We start from the raw sequence: 14026 nt of genomic DNA, 5'->3' as shown, positions 1-14026 counted from the left end.
TTAGTTTTTGAAGTCAAAATTATCCTGATAATATCTTTCAATATCAAACTTATACGACTCTAAAGGAACATCTTCAGTATGAACGTTAACTTTTCCTTCATCTTCAAGACCTATAACAATCCACTTGAGCCATTCATCAAGATGATCCGGATAATCTTCACGGAAATGTCCACAGCGGGATTCTTTTCTGAGAAGCGATGCTTTAAGCACCCACTCAGTAATAAAACTAATTGCTTGTACTTCTTTAAGCTTCATTAAATAGTGGGGAGAAGATGCGCCCATGAAAGGTAGTGCTTCACGTTGAAGACTTTCTAACTGTTTTAGAGCATTTTCTAAGCTTTCCTCAGATTTTACAATAGAAACTTCATAAGGGTAAATAATTCTCTGAATCGCTCTTAGTACTTCTTTTGAATCAATCCCCCTATTAGAAAGAGGAGCATAAAGTTCTTCTTTTAAAGCTTTAATCTCATTTTCATCAAACTCACTAAAGCTTACATCAGAGATATAGTCTACCATGGATTCCCCTGCAATTTTACCAGTTGTAGCTGTTGTTGCAAGTGCAAATCCACCTGTATAAACGCCTGGATCAATACTTCTACATCTTCCCGCTGCATATAAGCCTGGAACTCTTGTTTGACCTTCCAAATCTGCTACGATACCACCATATGACAAAAGTGGTTGAGGCATCCACTCTGTTTTTTCATTAAAGAAATCAATGCCCAATTCTTTTAAGCGGTCATAGTTAATTTTTTGCCAGCCTAATTTAGGTTGTACGACCGCCTCATCCTCTGGACTTAGTGCAGTAGTATCAAGATAGAATGGTCCATTACCTTTACGTGTTTCTAAAGCCATTGCCACCGTTGTATAATGTGGGTCCGTATTCCCGCCAAGAGTTGAAGAATATTTTGCCATAAAATCTTCGCCCTTATTATTTGTAAATCTGGCCCCAAGAGGAAGCAAAGTTGTCTGACCTTCCCAAGCAAAAAGCTTCGGCACATTCCATACGCGCACAAATTCCATATTACGAAGTTCAGCGCCGGCCTTGAAAGCCATTTCAATACCTTCACCGGTGCTTGCATTCTTCATATATGAGCTCTTCCAACCGCCAAAACCAGTAGCAAGCAGAACTGATTTTGCTTGAATTTGAATAAAGTCACCGGTTATTATATCAAAACCGACAGCTCCAGAAATTTTCCCTTCAGCATCTTTAATAAGGTCGGTGAGCATAGTACGTCCAATACTTCGAACACCTAATTCATTAACTTGTTTGACAATAGCATTAACCAGTCTTAGGCCACCGCTACCCTTTATCTTAGTAACATATAGTTTTACATGATCAAGTCCTCTTTGAGGCACACCAACTGTCTCAATAGTACCGTTTTCATCTTTTAGGTATTCGCAACCCCACCCCTCATATTTTTTAAAGATATCATAAGTATCTTTAAAAATTTTCTCCATTAATTCCTGGTCACATAAACCATCATAATAATAAACCCAGTCTTTTATCCAATCATCTATATTTTCATCGGGCATAACAATATCTAAGTCACCACCAGCGCAAGACATTAACCCGCCCCAGTTTTTGGGGCCTTTATCACAGATTAAAACGTCTACGTCTGGATTTTTCTTTTTTGCGCTATATGCAGCCCATAGCCCCGCAGATCCAGCACCTACAATTAATATATCGGTAGAATAATGAATGTCTTTGATATCTCGCATAATACCTTCCTCCTAAATATAACAGCTACCCTTAAAACATAAACGGTAAAGAGCGAGGGAGCAATTCTTTATAGGGGTGCACATAAATAGCTTCTGCCGGGCACACCATCTCACACTGAAAACAGGTCATACAATCTTCTGGGTGGGCAATAATTGCTTTTCCATCCTCCATACGCAGTGTGTCCAAAGGGCATGTGTTAGTGCATTTTCCACAGCCGATGCACTTTTCACGGTCAATAGCTGTAATCATATTTTCCTCCTCTTGAAATACTAAGCAACGTTATATTTTAAGTAAGTCCTAGCGGATGTGCAATCGTATACATTGCAACAACTACAAGAACCACCCAAAAAACTAAAACAAAAACACCAGGCTTCAGCATATCTTGCATCTTAAAATAACCACCAGCATAGGGGATTAAAGTAACCGCATCCAAAGGTAGTAAACAAGCACAAGAAATCATAAAACCAATCGGAATAACAAAGAAACTCGGATTAATACCCATATCCTCAGCAATGGATATAGCAATTGGTATCATAATAGAAACTAGGGCAGGGTTTATCGGAATAAGTAAGTGGATGAATCCTACAAATAGACAAATAATAAAGAGAACTGCAATAGCGGGCAATCCACTAACCATATTGGATAAAATACTACCAATCCAGGATGCTGCTTCTGTTTTCCAGATAGTCATACCAAGAGAGGCACAAACAGATGTGAGTATAATAACTTCCCAACCAATTTTGTTTCTTGAGTTTTCCCAGGTTAAGACATCGATACCCGGGAAAAAGAACAAAATGCCAAATAAAAGAGACGTAATGGGGATAGGTAAAATTCCTTTAATCCAGAAAAATAGTAAAATAACTGTGATAATCAGAAATTTGATTTCCTTCTTGGTCAACTTATGCAAGGCATTATATCTGCTTTGAACTTCATCTAATCCTGTCAAGGTATCAATTTCTGGTGGAAATACAATGCATAATACTTTCCATACAATTGGAATAAGAAAAAGTACAACTGGAAAGCCGATAAGGGTCCATTGTAAGTAGGTGATTTGAATTCCGGCCATATTGTTTAATAAGTCCATAGTTAAAATATTAGCCGATGATCCTGAAGGAGTACCTATACCACCAATAAGAGCAGATAAACCTAATCCAATCATAAGGGCCTTGCCAAAATTACTCTTTTTAGGGGTGCAACCACTTCCTTTTAGTATAGCAAGTCCAATTGGGAACATAACAGCTACAACTGGTACATCTGCTAAAAAAGAAGACATTATTGCCGAAGAAAACATGAAAATAAACAACATTTTTTCAGGATTCCCTTTTGAAATTAGGGCCATTTTTAGAGAGATTCTTTCACTAATCCCGCTTTGTGTTAAAGCATTTGCTATTAAAAATGAACCTATTGCAAAGAAAAATATTGGCTGAGCGAAGCCATTGATTGCTTCATCAAAAGTTGCAATACCTAAAATAGGCTGTAGAATAAAGAAAAAAAGCGCAGATACAGCTAACGGCACTACTTCTAAAACCCACGATAATACTGCGACGGTCATAAGAGCCAGGGCCTTTTGCCCAGCAATAGATAAACCTTCCGGAGAAGGGAGCGAAGATAAAAAGATATATATCAATACAAGGAGAATTATTGTAATCCCTTGACGATAAACTTTACCTCCACTGTTACTGTTTACAGACATGATATTTCGCCTCCACATATTACATAATTATTCCTTATTCTATCTATTATTATAATTTGGTGTTTGCCTACTGTCTGTAGTGGTAACTACATAAGCAAAACCTTCTATGATTATTCTCTACTTTACATATATTCTTTCATATTTAAATTAACAATATACCTAAAAAGAAAGAGCCTGCTCCTATTTCATCATAGAAAAAGAGCAGGCTCCTTTGAAAAGAGGGTGTTTTTAATATCTATAGAACCGTTTACTTGGAATATTATCCTTGTTTGACAGCATGATCAAATTAGAAATAAAGAATAGTTTATCATATTCTCCCATATATACTATTCCTTATTTTGACACTTTAATTCTTACAACTTTAATAACCATCAATACAAAAACAATAATCCCAATATATCCTGTAAACGGATAGATAATACCAATCAAACGATCAAATGGTAACAATCCGCAAATAAAACCTATTACTGTTATAGCAACCGTAGTTATCTTAAATCTTGGATGTTTGTCAGCGACAAACCTATTAACTGTTTGCCATAGAAGCGGTGCAGCAGTGGTATAAATACCTAACATCAATATTACAGAAAAAGCTTTAGCCATTAACGGCGATATTTGAGAAGCTAAAAATAGTGACGGAATACTCAGTGAAGAGACAGCTTGTATTTGTGATAACATAGCTAAATGCATCACTAAAGCAGCCAGGAAAAGTAAAAAACCACCTAAAAATCCGCCATACAAGCACTCTTTTTTATTATTGGCCATCCTCCCCATACCAGATAATAGCCCCACTACAACCAACATATTATATGCTGGATATAGCAGACCAGCTATAAAACCATTTGGCGCAGGTTTCGCCAACTCAAGCGTAGAAAGCGTTTGAATTGAATCGGCAAGTTGATCATAATTTTGGACCAGACTTACTAAACCGACCGTAACCGCAAAAATAATAATTATAGGTCCTACGTTACCTACAACATTCATCATGCCTTTCAAGCCAAAAATAACAGACGCAAAAGCGGCTAAACTCATTAAAACTCGACCCACATATGGATTTAAATTATAGTACTCTTCCAGTGTAGCCCCTGCACCGGAAATCATTATCACATAGACCCCAAATAGAAATAGCGGAACAAAGTACTCTAAAAATTTCCCAAAATACTTCCCACAATAAAAAGAAAATATTTTTACTGTCTCGTCTATCTGGACAACACGTCCTCGAGACAGGCATTCCATTCCCGTAAAAGAAAACACAACTAATGTAACAATACAGCCAAAGATACCGGTTAATCCATAAAACGTAAAGAATTGCATAATTTCTTGGCCAGTCGCAAATCCCGAACCTATTATAGTGGCTACATACGCACCAGCAAATACAATTATATTACGCCAACTTACTTTTGATTCACTCATTGTCAATCCACCCCTTATTCTCCTTAGTGATAGTAGCTAGCGTCCATAAAAATGACTTTACCAACCGGCTATCTCATCTAGAACATCATCACTAATTTGATTATTGGCATACGCACTCATTGCTGCCTCAAGTATTTCCATAGCCTCGTCTATATCCGCTTCTTGAATAACTAAGGGAGGCTGAATGCGTAAAGTGGACTGATTCAAGAAAATCATCAACAATCCATTTTTTATCGCATAATAGCAAATTTTTGCTGTAGCTTTATTATTTTTACCACCTGTTTCCGGATCAATAATATCAACACCGATAGATAAACCTAGGCCTCTTATTTCACCAATAAAATTATATTTCTTCTTTAAATCTTTGAATTTATTCTTCAAGTATTCTCCACGTTCAATAGATAAAGAATTAGCATCTATTTTTTTTAAAATCTCTAAATTTTTTTGGGCAGCTACACATACAGTTGTATTTCCAGCTAAAGTAAATAGATGGGCCGGTGGTTCTAATGTACTCATAATTTCATCTTTACCAATCACTGCACCTAACGGTAAACCGCCACCAACGGATTTACCCATAACAATTAAATCCGGCTCAACATTAAAGTGTTCAATAGCGAACCATTTCCCTGTGCGACATAGCGCTTGTTGAATCTCATCCACAACTAAAAGTATTCCATGCCTATCACAAAGATTTCTCAAAGCCTGAACCCATTCCTTAGGTGGTACTACTATACCGGCATCACCAGCTATTGGCTCAATAAAAATAGCTGCGACTTCTTCTGCTGGAATATAGTGCTCAAAAGCATACTCTATTTCTTCAATACAAACTTTCCAGTTTTTATCTTTACTGGGATAATTAAAATAATGAACCTCTGGCAGCAGCGGCCCAAAGCCTTTACGCATATTATTACTTAAAGCAGAAATTGATATAGCGCCATAAGTGCTCCCATGATAGGATTCTGTCATAGAAATAAGTTTTGAACGGCCAGTGTAGGCTCTAGCTATTTTTATTGCAGCATCTATAGATGCTGATCCTGTAGCTGAATACAGAACTTTTTTATCCCCGGAAATTGGAGCAATTTCACAAAGAGAATGAGCTAGTTCTATTGGGGCACTACTATTAAAGTAAGCTAGAGTGTACTGAGTTAAATTCTGCATTTGCTCATATACAGACTTTGCAATCTCTTTATTCCCATGCCCAAGATTTGCAGAGCAGGCACTTGCTAGAAAATCAATATATTTTTTCCCGTCATAATCATAAAGAAGAGCGCCCTCCCCTCTTTTAAAAGCGATTGGATAGTAGGGTATTTTTTGGGTTTTTGCGATATACTTTTTTTCACCTTTAGCGATAGATTCATTAGTATTCATATTGTACCTCACTTCCATGAATATAGAGAATTATCTAAAACTTTAGAATAGCTTATATTTTTTTTTTTTTTGTCAACTGCGAAATTCTTTTTATTTATTAGTATTTTTTATGATTCAGAAATGTTGTTTATTGTTTTATATTTATTTGCTCTTTTTCCTTTATACAAATTTTATCCATAAAATAAGACACGCCTAACAAGGAGAGACTTTAATTTCTACTCCATGATGTTCGTTTAATAATGGTATTTATATGGTTGTAGTTCGATTAACTTTTTTACTCATAAATAATAAATATAGAAGAAAGGGGCTGTTGCAAAATAGCCCCTCTAACAAACAAAGTCCCAGCTCAAAAAAATGAGGAGGGACTTTGTTTATGGATATATCTATGTAAGATTATAATATATAGCTAAGGAGAATTTTATAAATCAATTAGGGCTAAGTTTGTCTGCAATCCAGGGGCTGTGTCGAATGATTTTACTCATTCTGACACAGCCCCTCTTTAACCCAACTTTTTGATATCATCCTAACGATGGTATCAAACTATTTTACTTGCTTTTTATATAGTCAGACCAATCACAAATTAGCTATTAAACTGAGTCCCTGTATCTCCTCACTTTTCAGATTTTATTTGAAACCCCTACCGCAAAAAATCCCCCGTTGGAAATCTATTATTTCCAGCGGGGGATTCTATGGTATAATCTAACCGTCACTGTCTTTACACCTGTCTAGTCACTTGAGCAGGCTTGGCCATTGGCTGGCGGTTTCGAAGTAGTGTTGGCTGGCTTTTTTTAGCCGGGGGAGGTCGTAGGCGTAGGCTTGATCGTAGACGCCAACGACTTGGAAGCCGGCGGAGGCGGCGCTTTCGGCGGCGTGGGGGGCGTCTTCGAAGACGTAGCAGTCTTGGGGGCTCTCCCCGCCCAGGTCCTGGAGGCAGGCCTGGTAGACGTCAGGGCCTTCTTTTTTGGTGGCGCCAACTTCTGAACAGGTATGGACGGCTTGAATGTAGGGGCTGAGGCCTAACCGGTCCAGGACCAGGTTGACCAGGGGGCGTTCATTGGCGGTGGCGATGCCCATGGGGATGTCGGCTTGCCGGAAGGCGGCTAGGGCGTCCAGGACGCCGGCCTTTAAGGGGACTTGCTCGGCATAGGCCTGCCAGGCGATGGCCCGGATGTCGTCATGGACGGCTTCCATGGACTCAGGCAGCTGGTAGGCTTCTTTGAGGTAGGCGGCGGCTTGAACGATGGTCATTTTATGAAAGAGCTGGGTCAGGTCGCCCAGGGGAGGGAGCTTGCGTTTTTGTCTAAAGGTGGTGCCGACGTCCTGCCAGAGGGGCATGGAGTCTATTAAGGTACCGTCCATATCAAAGATGGCGTAGGTCATTGATATCACCCTTTCTCATATCATGGATATCTATTGTACACGATTTATAGCTTTTAAACAAAGTGAGGCGACGATGATGGCAAAGGCGTATTCTGTACGCGATTACATTACGAAGGTTTTAAACGGTATGGCCTGGGGGCTTTTTTCCTCCTTACTGATTGGCCTGATTATTAAGCAGATTGGGACCCTTAGTGGGCTGGATATTCTGGTCCAGGTGGGGGATGTAGCCCAGCGGCTCATGGGACCGGCCATTGGGGTCGGAGTGGCTTACATATTAAATGCCCCTTCTCTGGTGGTAATGAGTTGTGCGACGGTCGGGGCCATTGGGGCCGGGACGCTGACCTTTTCCGATGGGCTGGCGACAGCGGTCATCGGAGAGCCGGTCGGGGCTTTTGTGGCAGCGCTTTTGGCGGCTGAAGTCGGCCGGCGGGTGGCCGGGAAGACCAGTGTGGATATTGTCCTGGTGCCTTTGGTGACGATTGTGACCGGCGGGGTGACGGGTATCTACCTCTCCCCTATCTTCTCGGCGATGATGAAGAGCCTGGGCCAGGTCATTAATTCGGCAACGGAATTACAGCCCATTCCCATGGGGATTGCGGTGGCGGTCCTCATGGGGATGATCCTGACCCTCCCGATTTCTTCGGCGGCCCTAGCCATTGCCCTGAACTTAACGGGCCTGGCGGCCGGGGCGGCGACGGTCGGCTGTGCAGCCAATATGATTGGCTTTGCGGTCATTTCCTTTAAAGAAAACGGGCTTGGCGGCCTGATTGCCCAGGGGATTGGGACCAGTATGCTCCAGGTGCCCAATATTATCAAGAACCCCTGGATCTGGCTCCCGGCCATTGTGGCTTCGGCCATCCTAGGGCCTATTTCAACGACGGTCCTGGGCATGACCTCCAGTGCTTCCGGGGCCGGCATGGGGACCAGTGGCCTGGTGGGCCAGTTTGCCATGCTGGAGGTCATGGGCCACACGCCGGATGTCCTCTTGCAAATGGCGGTCATGCACTTTATTGCTCCGGCGGTCATTGCCCTTTTGGTGGCCAAGGGGCTGACGGCCCGTGGCCTCATCAAGGCCGGTGACCTGACTCTAAGTCAGATGGATTAAATAAAAGGCCCCTTGACAAGGTCATAAGTGAGACCTATACTAGGTATTAGCCGGGGTGCATTAGCTGAGATTAAACCCGTTGAACCTGTTGGTTAGTACCAAAAGGGAGCGACAGTGTCTGCATAGACCGGCGGTAGCCGGTCTTTTTTTTATGCCTTTGGATGGAAGGGAGGCGCTTATGCTTGTAAACGGTAAAGAAATAAGCTTGGAGGGGCCCTGCTCAGTCAGCGACCTGCTGGCGTCTTTGGATTACGACAGCAACCGGGTGGCGGTGCTCTTAAATGGGGCCGTCCTGCCCAAGGGGGCTTTTGCAGAGACCCAGGTCCAGGCAGAGGATGCCTTGGAAGTGGTCCAGTTTGTAGGTGGTGGCTGATGCTGGCAGATGATTTATATGCCATTCGGGTGGCCCGGCATGGTCTGGTCGCTACCGAAAAACTGGCGGCGGCCAAGGTCGGGATTGCCGGCTTAGGCGGCCTGGGCTCTCACATTGCCATGGCCCTGGCCCGGATGGGGGTTGGCCACTTGGTATTGGCGGATTTTGACCGGGTGGACCTGTCCAATATCCAGCGGCAAAACTATACCCTGGCCCAGGTTGGCGAGTTGAAAACCGAGGCCACAGCGGCCAACCTCAGGGCCGTCCACCCGGACATCCGCCTGGACCTCTACCCGGACCGGCTCACGCCGGCCAATATCCCGGGTGTTTTTGCCGGCTGCAGCCTGGTCTGCGAGGCCTTTGATGACAGCGACCAAAAGGCCATGCTGGTCTCTACCCTGCTGGCCCAAACCCAGGCCCGGGTCATTGCCAATTCAGGCATGGCGGGCTGCGCCAGCGGCAACCTCATCCACAGCGAAAAGCGCTTCGACAGGCTCTGGCTCTGTGGGGATGGGGAAAGCGATGTGGCAGTCGATGGGCATTTATATGCCCCCCGGGTGGCCCTGTGCGCCAACCATGCAGCCCTTTTAGTCTTACGTTTGTTACTTGGATACGATGAACCTTAAGGAGGAGGACCTATGTCAGACGATCGATTGATCTTAGGTAACCATAGCTTTGAATCACGCTTTATTTTAGGCTCCGGGAAATTTTCCCTGCCCCTTATCAAGGCAGCGGTGGAAGACGCCGGGGCGGAAATCATCACCCTGGCCCTACGCCGGGCCAACCAGGGCGGCGAGGAAAATATCCTGGACTTTATCCCCAAAGGGGTTAGCCTCTTGCCCAATACCAGTGGCGCCCGCAATGCCGATGAAGCCGTTACCATTGCCCGCTTATCTCGGGAGCTGGGCTGCGGCGACATGGTGAAGATTGAGGTCATCCGGGACAGTAAGTACCTGCTGCCGGATAATGCCGAAACCATCCGGGCTACGGAAATTTTAGCCAAGGAAGGGTTCACCGTCCTCCCCTATATGTATCCGGACCTGAATGTGGCCCGGGACTTGGTCAATGCCGGGGCGGCAGCTGTCATGCCCCTGGCCTCCCCCATCGGGTCTAACCGGGGCCTGTCCACCAAGGACTTTATTCAAATATTAATTAATGAAATTGACCTGCCGATTATTGTAGACGCCGGTCTGGGCCGGCCCTCTGAAGCCTGCGCCTGCATGGAAATGGGCGCTGCGGCCTGCATGGTCAACACAGCCATTGCCACCGCTGAAGATGTCCCGGCCATGGCCAAGGCCTTTGCCGATGCCATCAGGGCCGGCCGAGCTGCCTACCATGCCCGGTTGGGCCGGGTCTTAGACCCGGGCGAAGGGGCCAGCGCCTCTTCTCCCCTGACCGGTTTCTTACGTGCCCCGGAGGAAGACCATGATTGACCAAAACACCAACCATATGGAATACCAGGAAGGGATGGAGGTCATTGATGGCAGCTTGATGGAGGATATCGTCTCCACCATCTATGCCACCGACTTCGATGCCTTCACTGCGAAAGATGTCCGCCGGGCCTTAAATGCCGGCCAGCTGACCGAAACCGATTTTGCGGCCCTCCTTTCACCGGCTGCTGAGCCCTTTTTGGAAGAATTGGCCCACAAGGCCCAGGCCCTGACCCGCCGGCAGTTTGGCAATACGGTCTCTCTCTTTACCCCCCTCTACATTGCCAACTACTGTGAAAACCACTGCGTCTACTGCGGCTTTAACAGCCACAATAAAATCGCCCGGTTAAAACTGGACTATGACCAAATTGAAAAAGAATTAGACGCCATTGCCGCCACCGGCCTAAAAGAAGTCCTCATCCTCACCGGGGAAAGCCGGGGGGCCTCACCGGTACCCTATATTGCCGAAGCCTGCCGACTGGCCAGCAAGAAGTTCCGCACCGTCGGCGTGGAAATCTACCCGGTCAACTCTGATGAATACCGGGAGCTCCACGAAGCCGGCTGCGACTATGTCACCGTCTTCCAGGAAACCTACCAACCGGACATTTATGCTGAACTGCACCTAGGCGGCCACAAGCGGATCTTCCCTTATCGCTTTAACGCCCAGGAACGGGCCCTTATGGGCGGTATGCGGGGGGTTGGCTTTGCCGCCCTCCTCGGCCTGGCCGACTGGCGGCGGGACGCCTTAGCCACCGGCCTACACGCCACCCGGCTGCAGAAGAAATACCCCCACGCCTCCATTGCCTTTTCCTGCCCCCGCCTCCGGCCCATCAAGGGGCAGAGTGACTACCCCCACCGGGGCATCAGCGAGGCCCAGCTCCTCCAGATTATCTGTGCCTACCGGCTCCTAGCCCCCTATGCGCCGATTACCGTTTCCACCCGAGAACGGGCCGGCTTCCGGGATAACATCATCACCATCGCCGCCACCAAGGTTTCCGGCGGGGTATCCACCGGCATTGGTGAGCACACCTCAGATAGCGAAAAAACCGGCGATGCCCAGTTTGATATCAACGACACCCGGACAGTCAAAGAAATGGCTGACACCATCCGGGCCCACGGCATGCAGCCTTCCTACGCTGACGACATCTATGTCTAGGCTCTTTGTAGTCACCGACCGGCGACTCGTTGCCGGTGACTTCCTGACCCACCTGAAAAAAATCATCTCAGCCCAGCCCCAGGCCCTTATTCTGCGGGAGAAAGACCTGTCCTTTTCCGCCTACTTCAGCCTGGTGGACCAGCTGGCCCCCCTGTGCCGGGCAGCCTGTGTCCAGCTCATCTTAAACTGGCGGGCCCCGGTTATCCGCTACCCGGGCACCTATGTCCAGCTCCCCTTTGCGGTAGCCAAGGACCAGCCGGTCGGCACCCCTTTTGCGGTATCTGTCCATAGGCCTGATGAAATCCGCATTTTAAATGAAAGTTCCACCCTTTATTTTCTCCTCGGTAATATTTTTGAAACCAGCTGTAAACCCGGTAAGGCGGCAGCCGGCCTGGACTTTTTGGCCCGCTGCGTCCAGCTAACGGATAAACCTGTTATTGCTATTGGCGGCATCACCCCGGAGAGGGTCCCTGCCGTCTTATCTACCGGTGCTGCCGGTTACGCCGTACGCAGCCCACTGATGACTGCCGACGATCCGACATCACTGATTCAATTATTTCATCAATTTGAACAGTAAGGAGATTCGCCAATGAACCATCCAACCCAAATGGCAGCTGCCAAAGCAGGGGTTATCACCCCGGAGATTGCCCTCGTCGCTGAAAAAGAACATCGTGACCCGGACTGGATCCGTGACCGGGTCGCCCAAGGGACGATTGCTATTCCCTGTAACATCAACCACAAGAGCATTTCCGCCGAGGGGATCGGCGACGGCTTACGGACCAAGATTAATGTCAACCTAGGCATCAGCGGCGATGCCAAGGACTATGACCTGGAAATGAACAAGGTCCGGATGGCCATTGATATGGGCGCCGAGTCTATTATGGACCTGTCCAACTACGGCAAGACTCGGGACTTCCGGACTGCCCTCATCAATGAATCCACAGCCATGATCGGGACCGTCCCCATGTACGACGCCATCGGCTACCTGGAAAAGGACCTGATGAACATCACCGCCGATGACTTCCTAAAAGTGGTCGAAGCCCACGCCAAGGAAGGGGTGGACTTCATGACCATCCACGCCGGCATTAACCGCCGGGCGGTGGAAGCCTTCCGCCGGGAGGGCCGCCGGATGAATATCGTCAGCCGCGGGGGCTCCCTCCTCTTTGCCTGGATGATGATGACCGACAATGAAAACCCCTTCTTCGAACATTACGACAAGGTCCTGGAAATTTTGCGGGCCTATGACTGCACCATCTCCATCGGTGACGCCCTCCGCCCTGGCTGCATTGACGATGCATCCGATGCTGCCCAAATTTCCGAGCTCATCGAAATCGGTCACCTGACCAAGCGGGCCTGGGCTGCTGATGTCCAAGTCCTCGTTGAAGGGCCGGGCCACATGGCCATGAATGAAATCGCCGCCAATATGGCCCTGGAAAAACGGATCTGTCACGGGGCCCCCTTCTATGTCCTTGGGCCCCTGGTCACCGACATTGCCCCGGGCTATGACCACATTACCTCGGCCATTGGCGGGGCCATTGCCGCCCAGCATGGGGCCAACTTCCTCTGCTACGTCACCCCGGCCGAGCACCTCCGCCTGCCGGACTTAGACGACGTCCGGGAAGGGATCATGGCCTCTAAAATTGCCGCCCATGCAGCCGACATTGCCCTGGGCCTGCCTGGTGCCCGGGACCGGGATAATGCCATGGGCGATGCCCGCCATGCCCTCAACTGGCCCCGGATGTTCAAGCTGGCCCTGGACCCGGAAAAGGCCCAGCGCTACTACGAAAGCACCCCCATTGCCGAGCGTCACACCTGCTCCATGTGTGGTAAGATGTGCGCCGTCCGGACCACCAACCGTATTTTAAATGGTCAGGATGTCTCCTTTGTCACAGAAATCGAATCTTGCTAAGTATCCCTCCTCCTTAAAAACATCAAAAGAAAAGAGGCACGCTTCTGCCATTGCGTGCCTCTTTTCTCTGTTATAAGTGCCTGCCCGTCTTATACCAGCCGGGTCTACTTTACTATATACAGAATCTACCAGCTAGGTTGCCCGGAATTCATCTACGGTCACCTACTCCTTGCCTTCACAGTAGATCACTTGTATAGAGGTATCCTTCTGTCCCTGGCCACCGGGAACGGCAAGGACCATAGGGGTAAGTCCCTCTGCGCTAGCCTTGACTAAGGCCTGTGATGTCTACCCCTTACAGAAGGGCTCGGCACTGCCTTCATTGTCCGCATCCCGGTTTTGTCCCAGCCCTAGCCATGGGTCGGCTGGTTAAAATTGGTGCCGGTTGGATATTTTTTCCTCTGCTATCGTCCCCTGGATACTTTTGGCAATGCCGCACGCTCGTCTGACAAGCGGACCGGACAAAAACATATCCAAAATAGGGG

The 14026-nt window shown here is 47.1% G+C and carries 13 protein-coding genes and 1 riboswitch; of the genes, 7 read left to right on the top strand and 6 right to left on the bottom strand.

All coding sequences use genetic code 11. From position 1 onward, the window contains the following. From ACLGL1_RS05200 to ACLGL1_RS05175, 6 genes are all read right to left on the bottom strand, one after another. Complete coding sequence (locus ACLGL1_RS05200) at positions 1–1719, bottom strand: FAD-binding protein (RefSeq protein ID WP_411007694.1); 1719 nt, start codon at positions 1717–1719, stop codon at positions 1–3. Positions 1720–1750: 31 nt separating this feature from the next. Then, positions 1751–1969, bottom strand: a complete 219-nt coding sequence (locus ACLGL1_RS05195) for a ferredoxin family protein (protein ID WP_411007693.1) — start codon at positions 1967–1969, stop codon at positions 1751–1753. A gap of 37 nt (positions 1970–2006) precedes the next feature. Next, positions 2007–3413, bottom strand: coding sequence for an SLC13 family permease (locus ACLGL1_RS05190; RefSeq protein ID WP_411007692.1), 1407 nt, complete (start codon positions 3411–3413; stop codon positions 2007–2009). 333 nt (positions 3414–3746) lie between these two features. Beyond that, complete coding sequence (locus ACLGL1_RS05185) at positions 3747–4823, bottom strand: hypothetical protein (RefSeq protein WP_411007691.1); 1077 nt, start codon at positions 4821–4823, stop codon at positions 3747–3749. 57 nt (positions 4824–4880) lie between these two features. Next, positions 4881–6191 (bottom strand): aminotransferase class III-fold pyridoxal phosphate-dependent enzyme, encoded by a 1311-nt coding sequence (locus ACLGL1_RS05180; RefSeq protein ID WP_411007690.1) that lies wholly within the window; start codon positions 6189–6191, stop codon positions 4881–4883. Positions 6192–6920: 729 nt separating this feature from the next. Further along, entirely contained in the window at positions 6921–7571 is a 651-nt protein-coding gene (locus ACLGL1_RS05175) for an HAD family hydrolase (protein ID WP_411007689.1), read from the bottom strand. Positions 7572–7647: 76 nt separating this feature from the next. On the opposite strand from ACLGL1_RS05175, the gene ACLGL1_RS05170 reads away from it, so the two are divergent. The 7 genes from ACLGL1_RS05170 (at position 7648) to thiC (ending at position 13544) form a co-directional block, all read left to right on the top strand. Beyond that, positions 7648–8676 (top strand): PTS transporter subunit IIC, encoded by a 1029-nt coding sequence (locus ACLGL1_RS05170; protein ID WP_411007688.1) that lies wholly within the window; start codon positions 7648–7650, stop codon positions 8674–8676. A 41-nt stretch (positions 8677–8717) separates the two neighbouring features. Further along, positions 8718–8801, top strand: a riboswitch (TPP riboswitch). Positions 8802–8854: 53 nt separating this feature from the next. After that, positions 8855–9049, top strand: a complete 195-nt coding sequence (thiS, locus tag ACLGL1_RS05165) for a sulfur carrier protein ThiS (RefSeq protein WP_411007687.1) — start codon at positions 8855–8857, stop codon at positions 9047–9049. After that, the gene (gene thiF / locus ACLGL1_RS05160) at positions 9049–9675 is read left to right on the top strand and encodes a sulfur carrier protein ThiS adenylyltransferase ThiF (RefSeq protein ID WP_411007686.1); all 627 of its coding nucleotides are present in this window, start codon (positions 9049–9051) and stop codon (positions 9673–9675) included. Before thiS ends, thiF begins: the two co-directional genes overlap by 1 nt. 12 nt (positions 9676–9687) lie before the next feature. Next, positions 9688–10482, top strand: coding sequence for a thiazole synthase (locus ACLGL1_RS05155; RefSeq protein WP_411007685.1), 795 nt, complete (start codon positions 9688–9690; stop codon positions 10480–10482). Continuing rightward, positions 10475–11635: a 2-iminoacetate synthase ThiH gene (gene thiH, locus ACLGL1_RS05150; RefSeq protein ID WP_411007684.1), complete on the top strand. Its 1161-nt coding sequence runs from the start codon at positions 10475–10477 to the stop codon at positions 11633–11635. Before ACLGL1_RS05155 ends, thiH begins: the two co-directional genes overlap by 8 nt. Beyond that, complete coding sequence (locus tag ACLGL1_RS05145) at positions 11628–12212, top strand: thiamine phosphate synthase (protein WP_411007683.1); 585 nt, start codon at positions 11628–11630, stop codon at positions 12210–12212. The genes thiH and ACLGL1_RS05145 overlap by 8 nt, the downstream gene beginning before the upstream one ends. 12 nt (positions 12213–12224) lie before the next feature. After that, the gene (thiC, locus tag ACLGL1_RS05140; RefSeq protein ID WP_411007682.1) at positions 12225–13544 is read left to right on the top strand and encodes a phosphomethylpyrimidine synthase ThiC; all 1320 of its coding nucleotides are present in this window, start codon (positions 12225–12227) and stop codon (positions 13542–13544) included. Positions 13545–14026 lie beyond the last annotated feature (482 nt).

This window comes from Peptococcus simiae, from assembly GCF_046569735.1.
GTDB classification, from domain to species: domain Bacteria; phylum Bacillota; class Peptococcia; order Peptococcales; family Peptococcaceae; genus Peptococcus; species Peptococcus simiae_A.
This window is presented reverse-complemented; position numbering and strand designations above follow the sequence as displayed.

What these genes read in the sequence shown, in the direction of transcription:
- ACLGL1_RS05180 (WP_411007690.1), bottom strand. Translation starts at nt 6,191, where the DNA reads ATGAATACTAATGAATCTATCGCTAAAGGTGAAAAAAAGTATATCGCA.
- ACLGL1_RS05175 (WP_411007689.1), bottom strand. Translation starts at nt 7,571, where the DNA reads ATGACCTACGCCATCTTTGATATGGACGGTACCTTAATAGACTCCATG.
- thiS (WP_411007687.1), top strand. Translation starts at nt 8,855, where the DNA reads ATGCTTGTAAACGGTAAAGAAATAAGCTTGGAGGGGCCCTGCTCAGTC.
- ACLGL1_RS05200 (WP_411007694.1), bottom strand. Translation starts at nt 1,719, where the DNA reads ATGCGAGATATCAAAGACATTCATTATTCTACCGATATATTAATTGTA.
- thiC (WP_411007682.1), top strand. Translation starts at nt 12,225, where the DNA reads ATGAACCATCCAACCCAAATGGCAGCTGCCAAAGCAGGGGTTATCACC.
- ACLGL1_RS05145 (WP_411007683.1), top strand. Translation starts at nt 11,628, where the DNA reads ATGTCTAGGCTCTTTGTAGTCACCGACCGGCGACTCGTTGCCGGTGAC.
- ACLGL1_RS05170 (WP_411007688.1), top strand. Translation starts at nt 7,648, where the DNA reads ATGGCAAAGGCGTATTCTGTACGCGATTACATTACGAAGGTTTTAAAC.
- ACLGL1_RS05185 (WP_411007691.1), bottom strand. Translation starts at nt 4,823, where the DNA reads ATGAGTGAATCAAAAGTAAGTTGGCGTAATATAATTGTATTTGCTGGT.
- ACLGL1_RS05190 (WP_411007692.1), bottom strand. Translation starts at nt 3,413, where the DNA reads ATGTCTGTAAACAGTAACAGTGGAGGTAAAGTTTATCGTCAAGGGATT.
- ACLGL1_RS05155 (WP_411007685.1), top strand. Translation starts at nt 9,688, where the DNA reads ATGTCAGACGATCGATTGATCTTAGGTAACCATAGCTTTGAATCACGC.
- ACLGL1_RS05195 (WP_411007693.1), bottom strand. Translation starts at nt 1,969, where the DNA reads ATGATTACAGCTATTGACCGTGAAAAGTGCATCGGCTGTGGAAAATGC.
- thiF (WP_411007686.1), top strand. Translation starts at nt 9,049, where the DNA reads ATGCTGGCAGATGATTTATATGCCATTCGGGTGGCCCGGCATGGTCTG.
- thiH (WP_411007684.1), top strand. Translation starts at nt 10,475, where the DNA reads ATGATTGACCAAAACACCAACCATATGGAATACCAGGAAGGGATGGAG.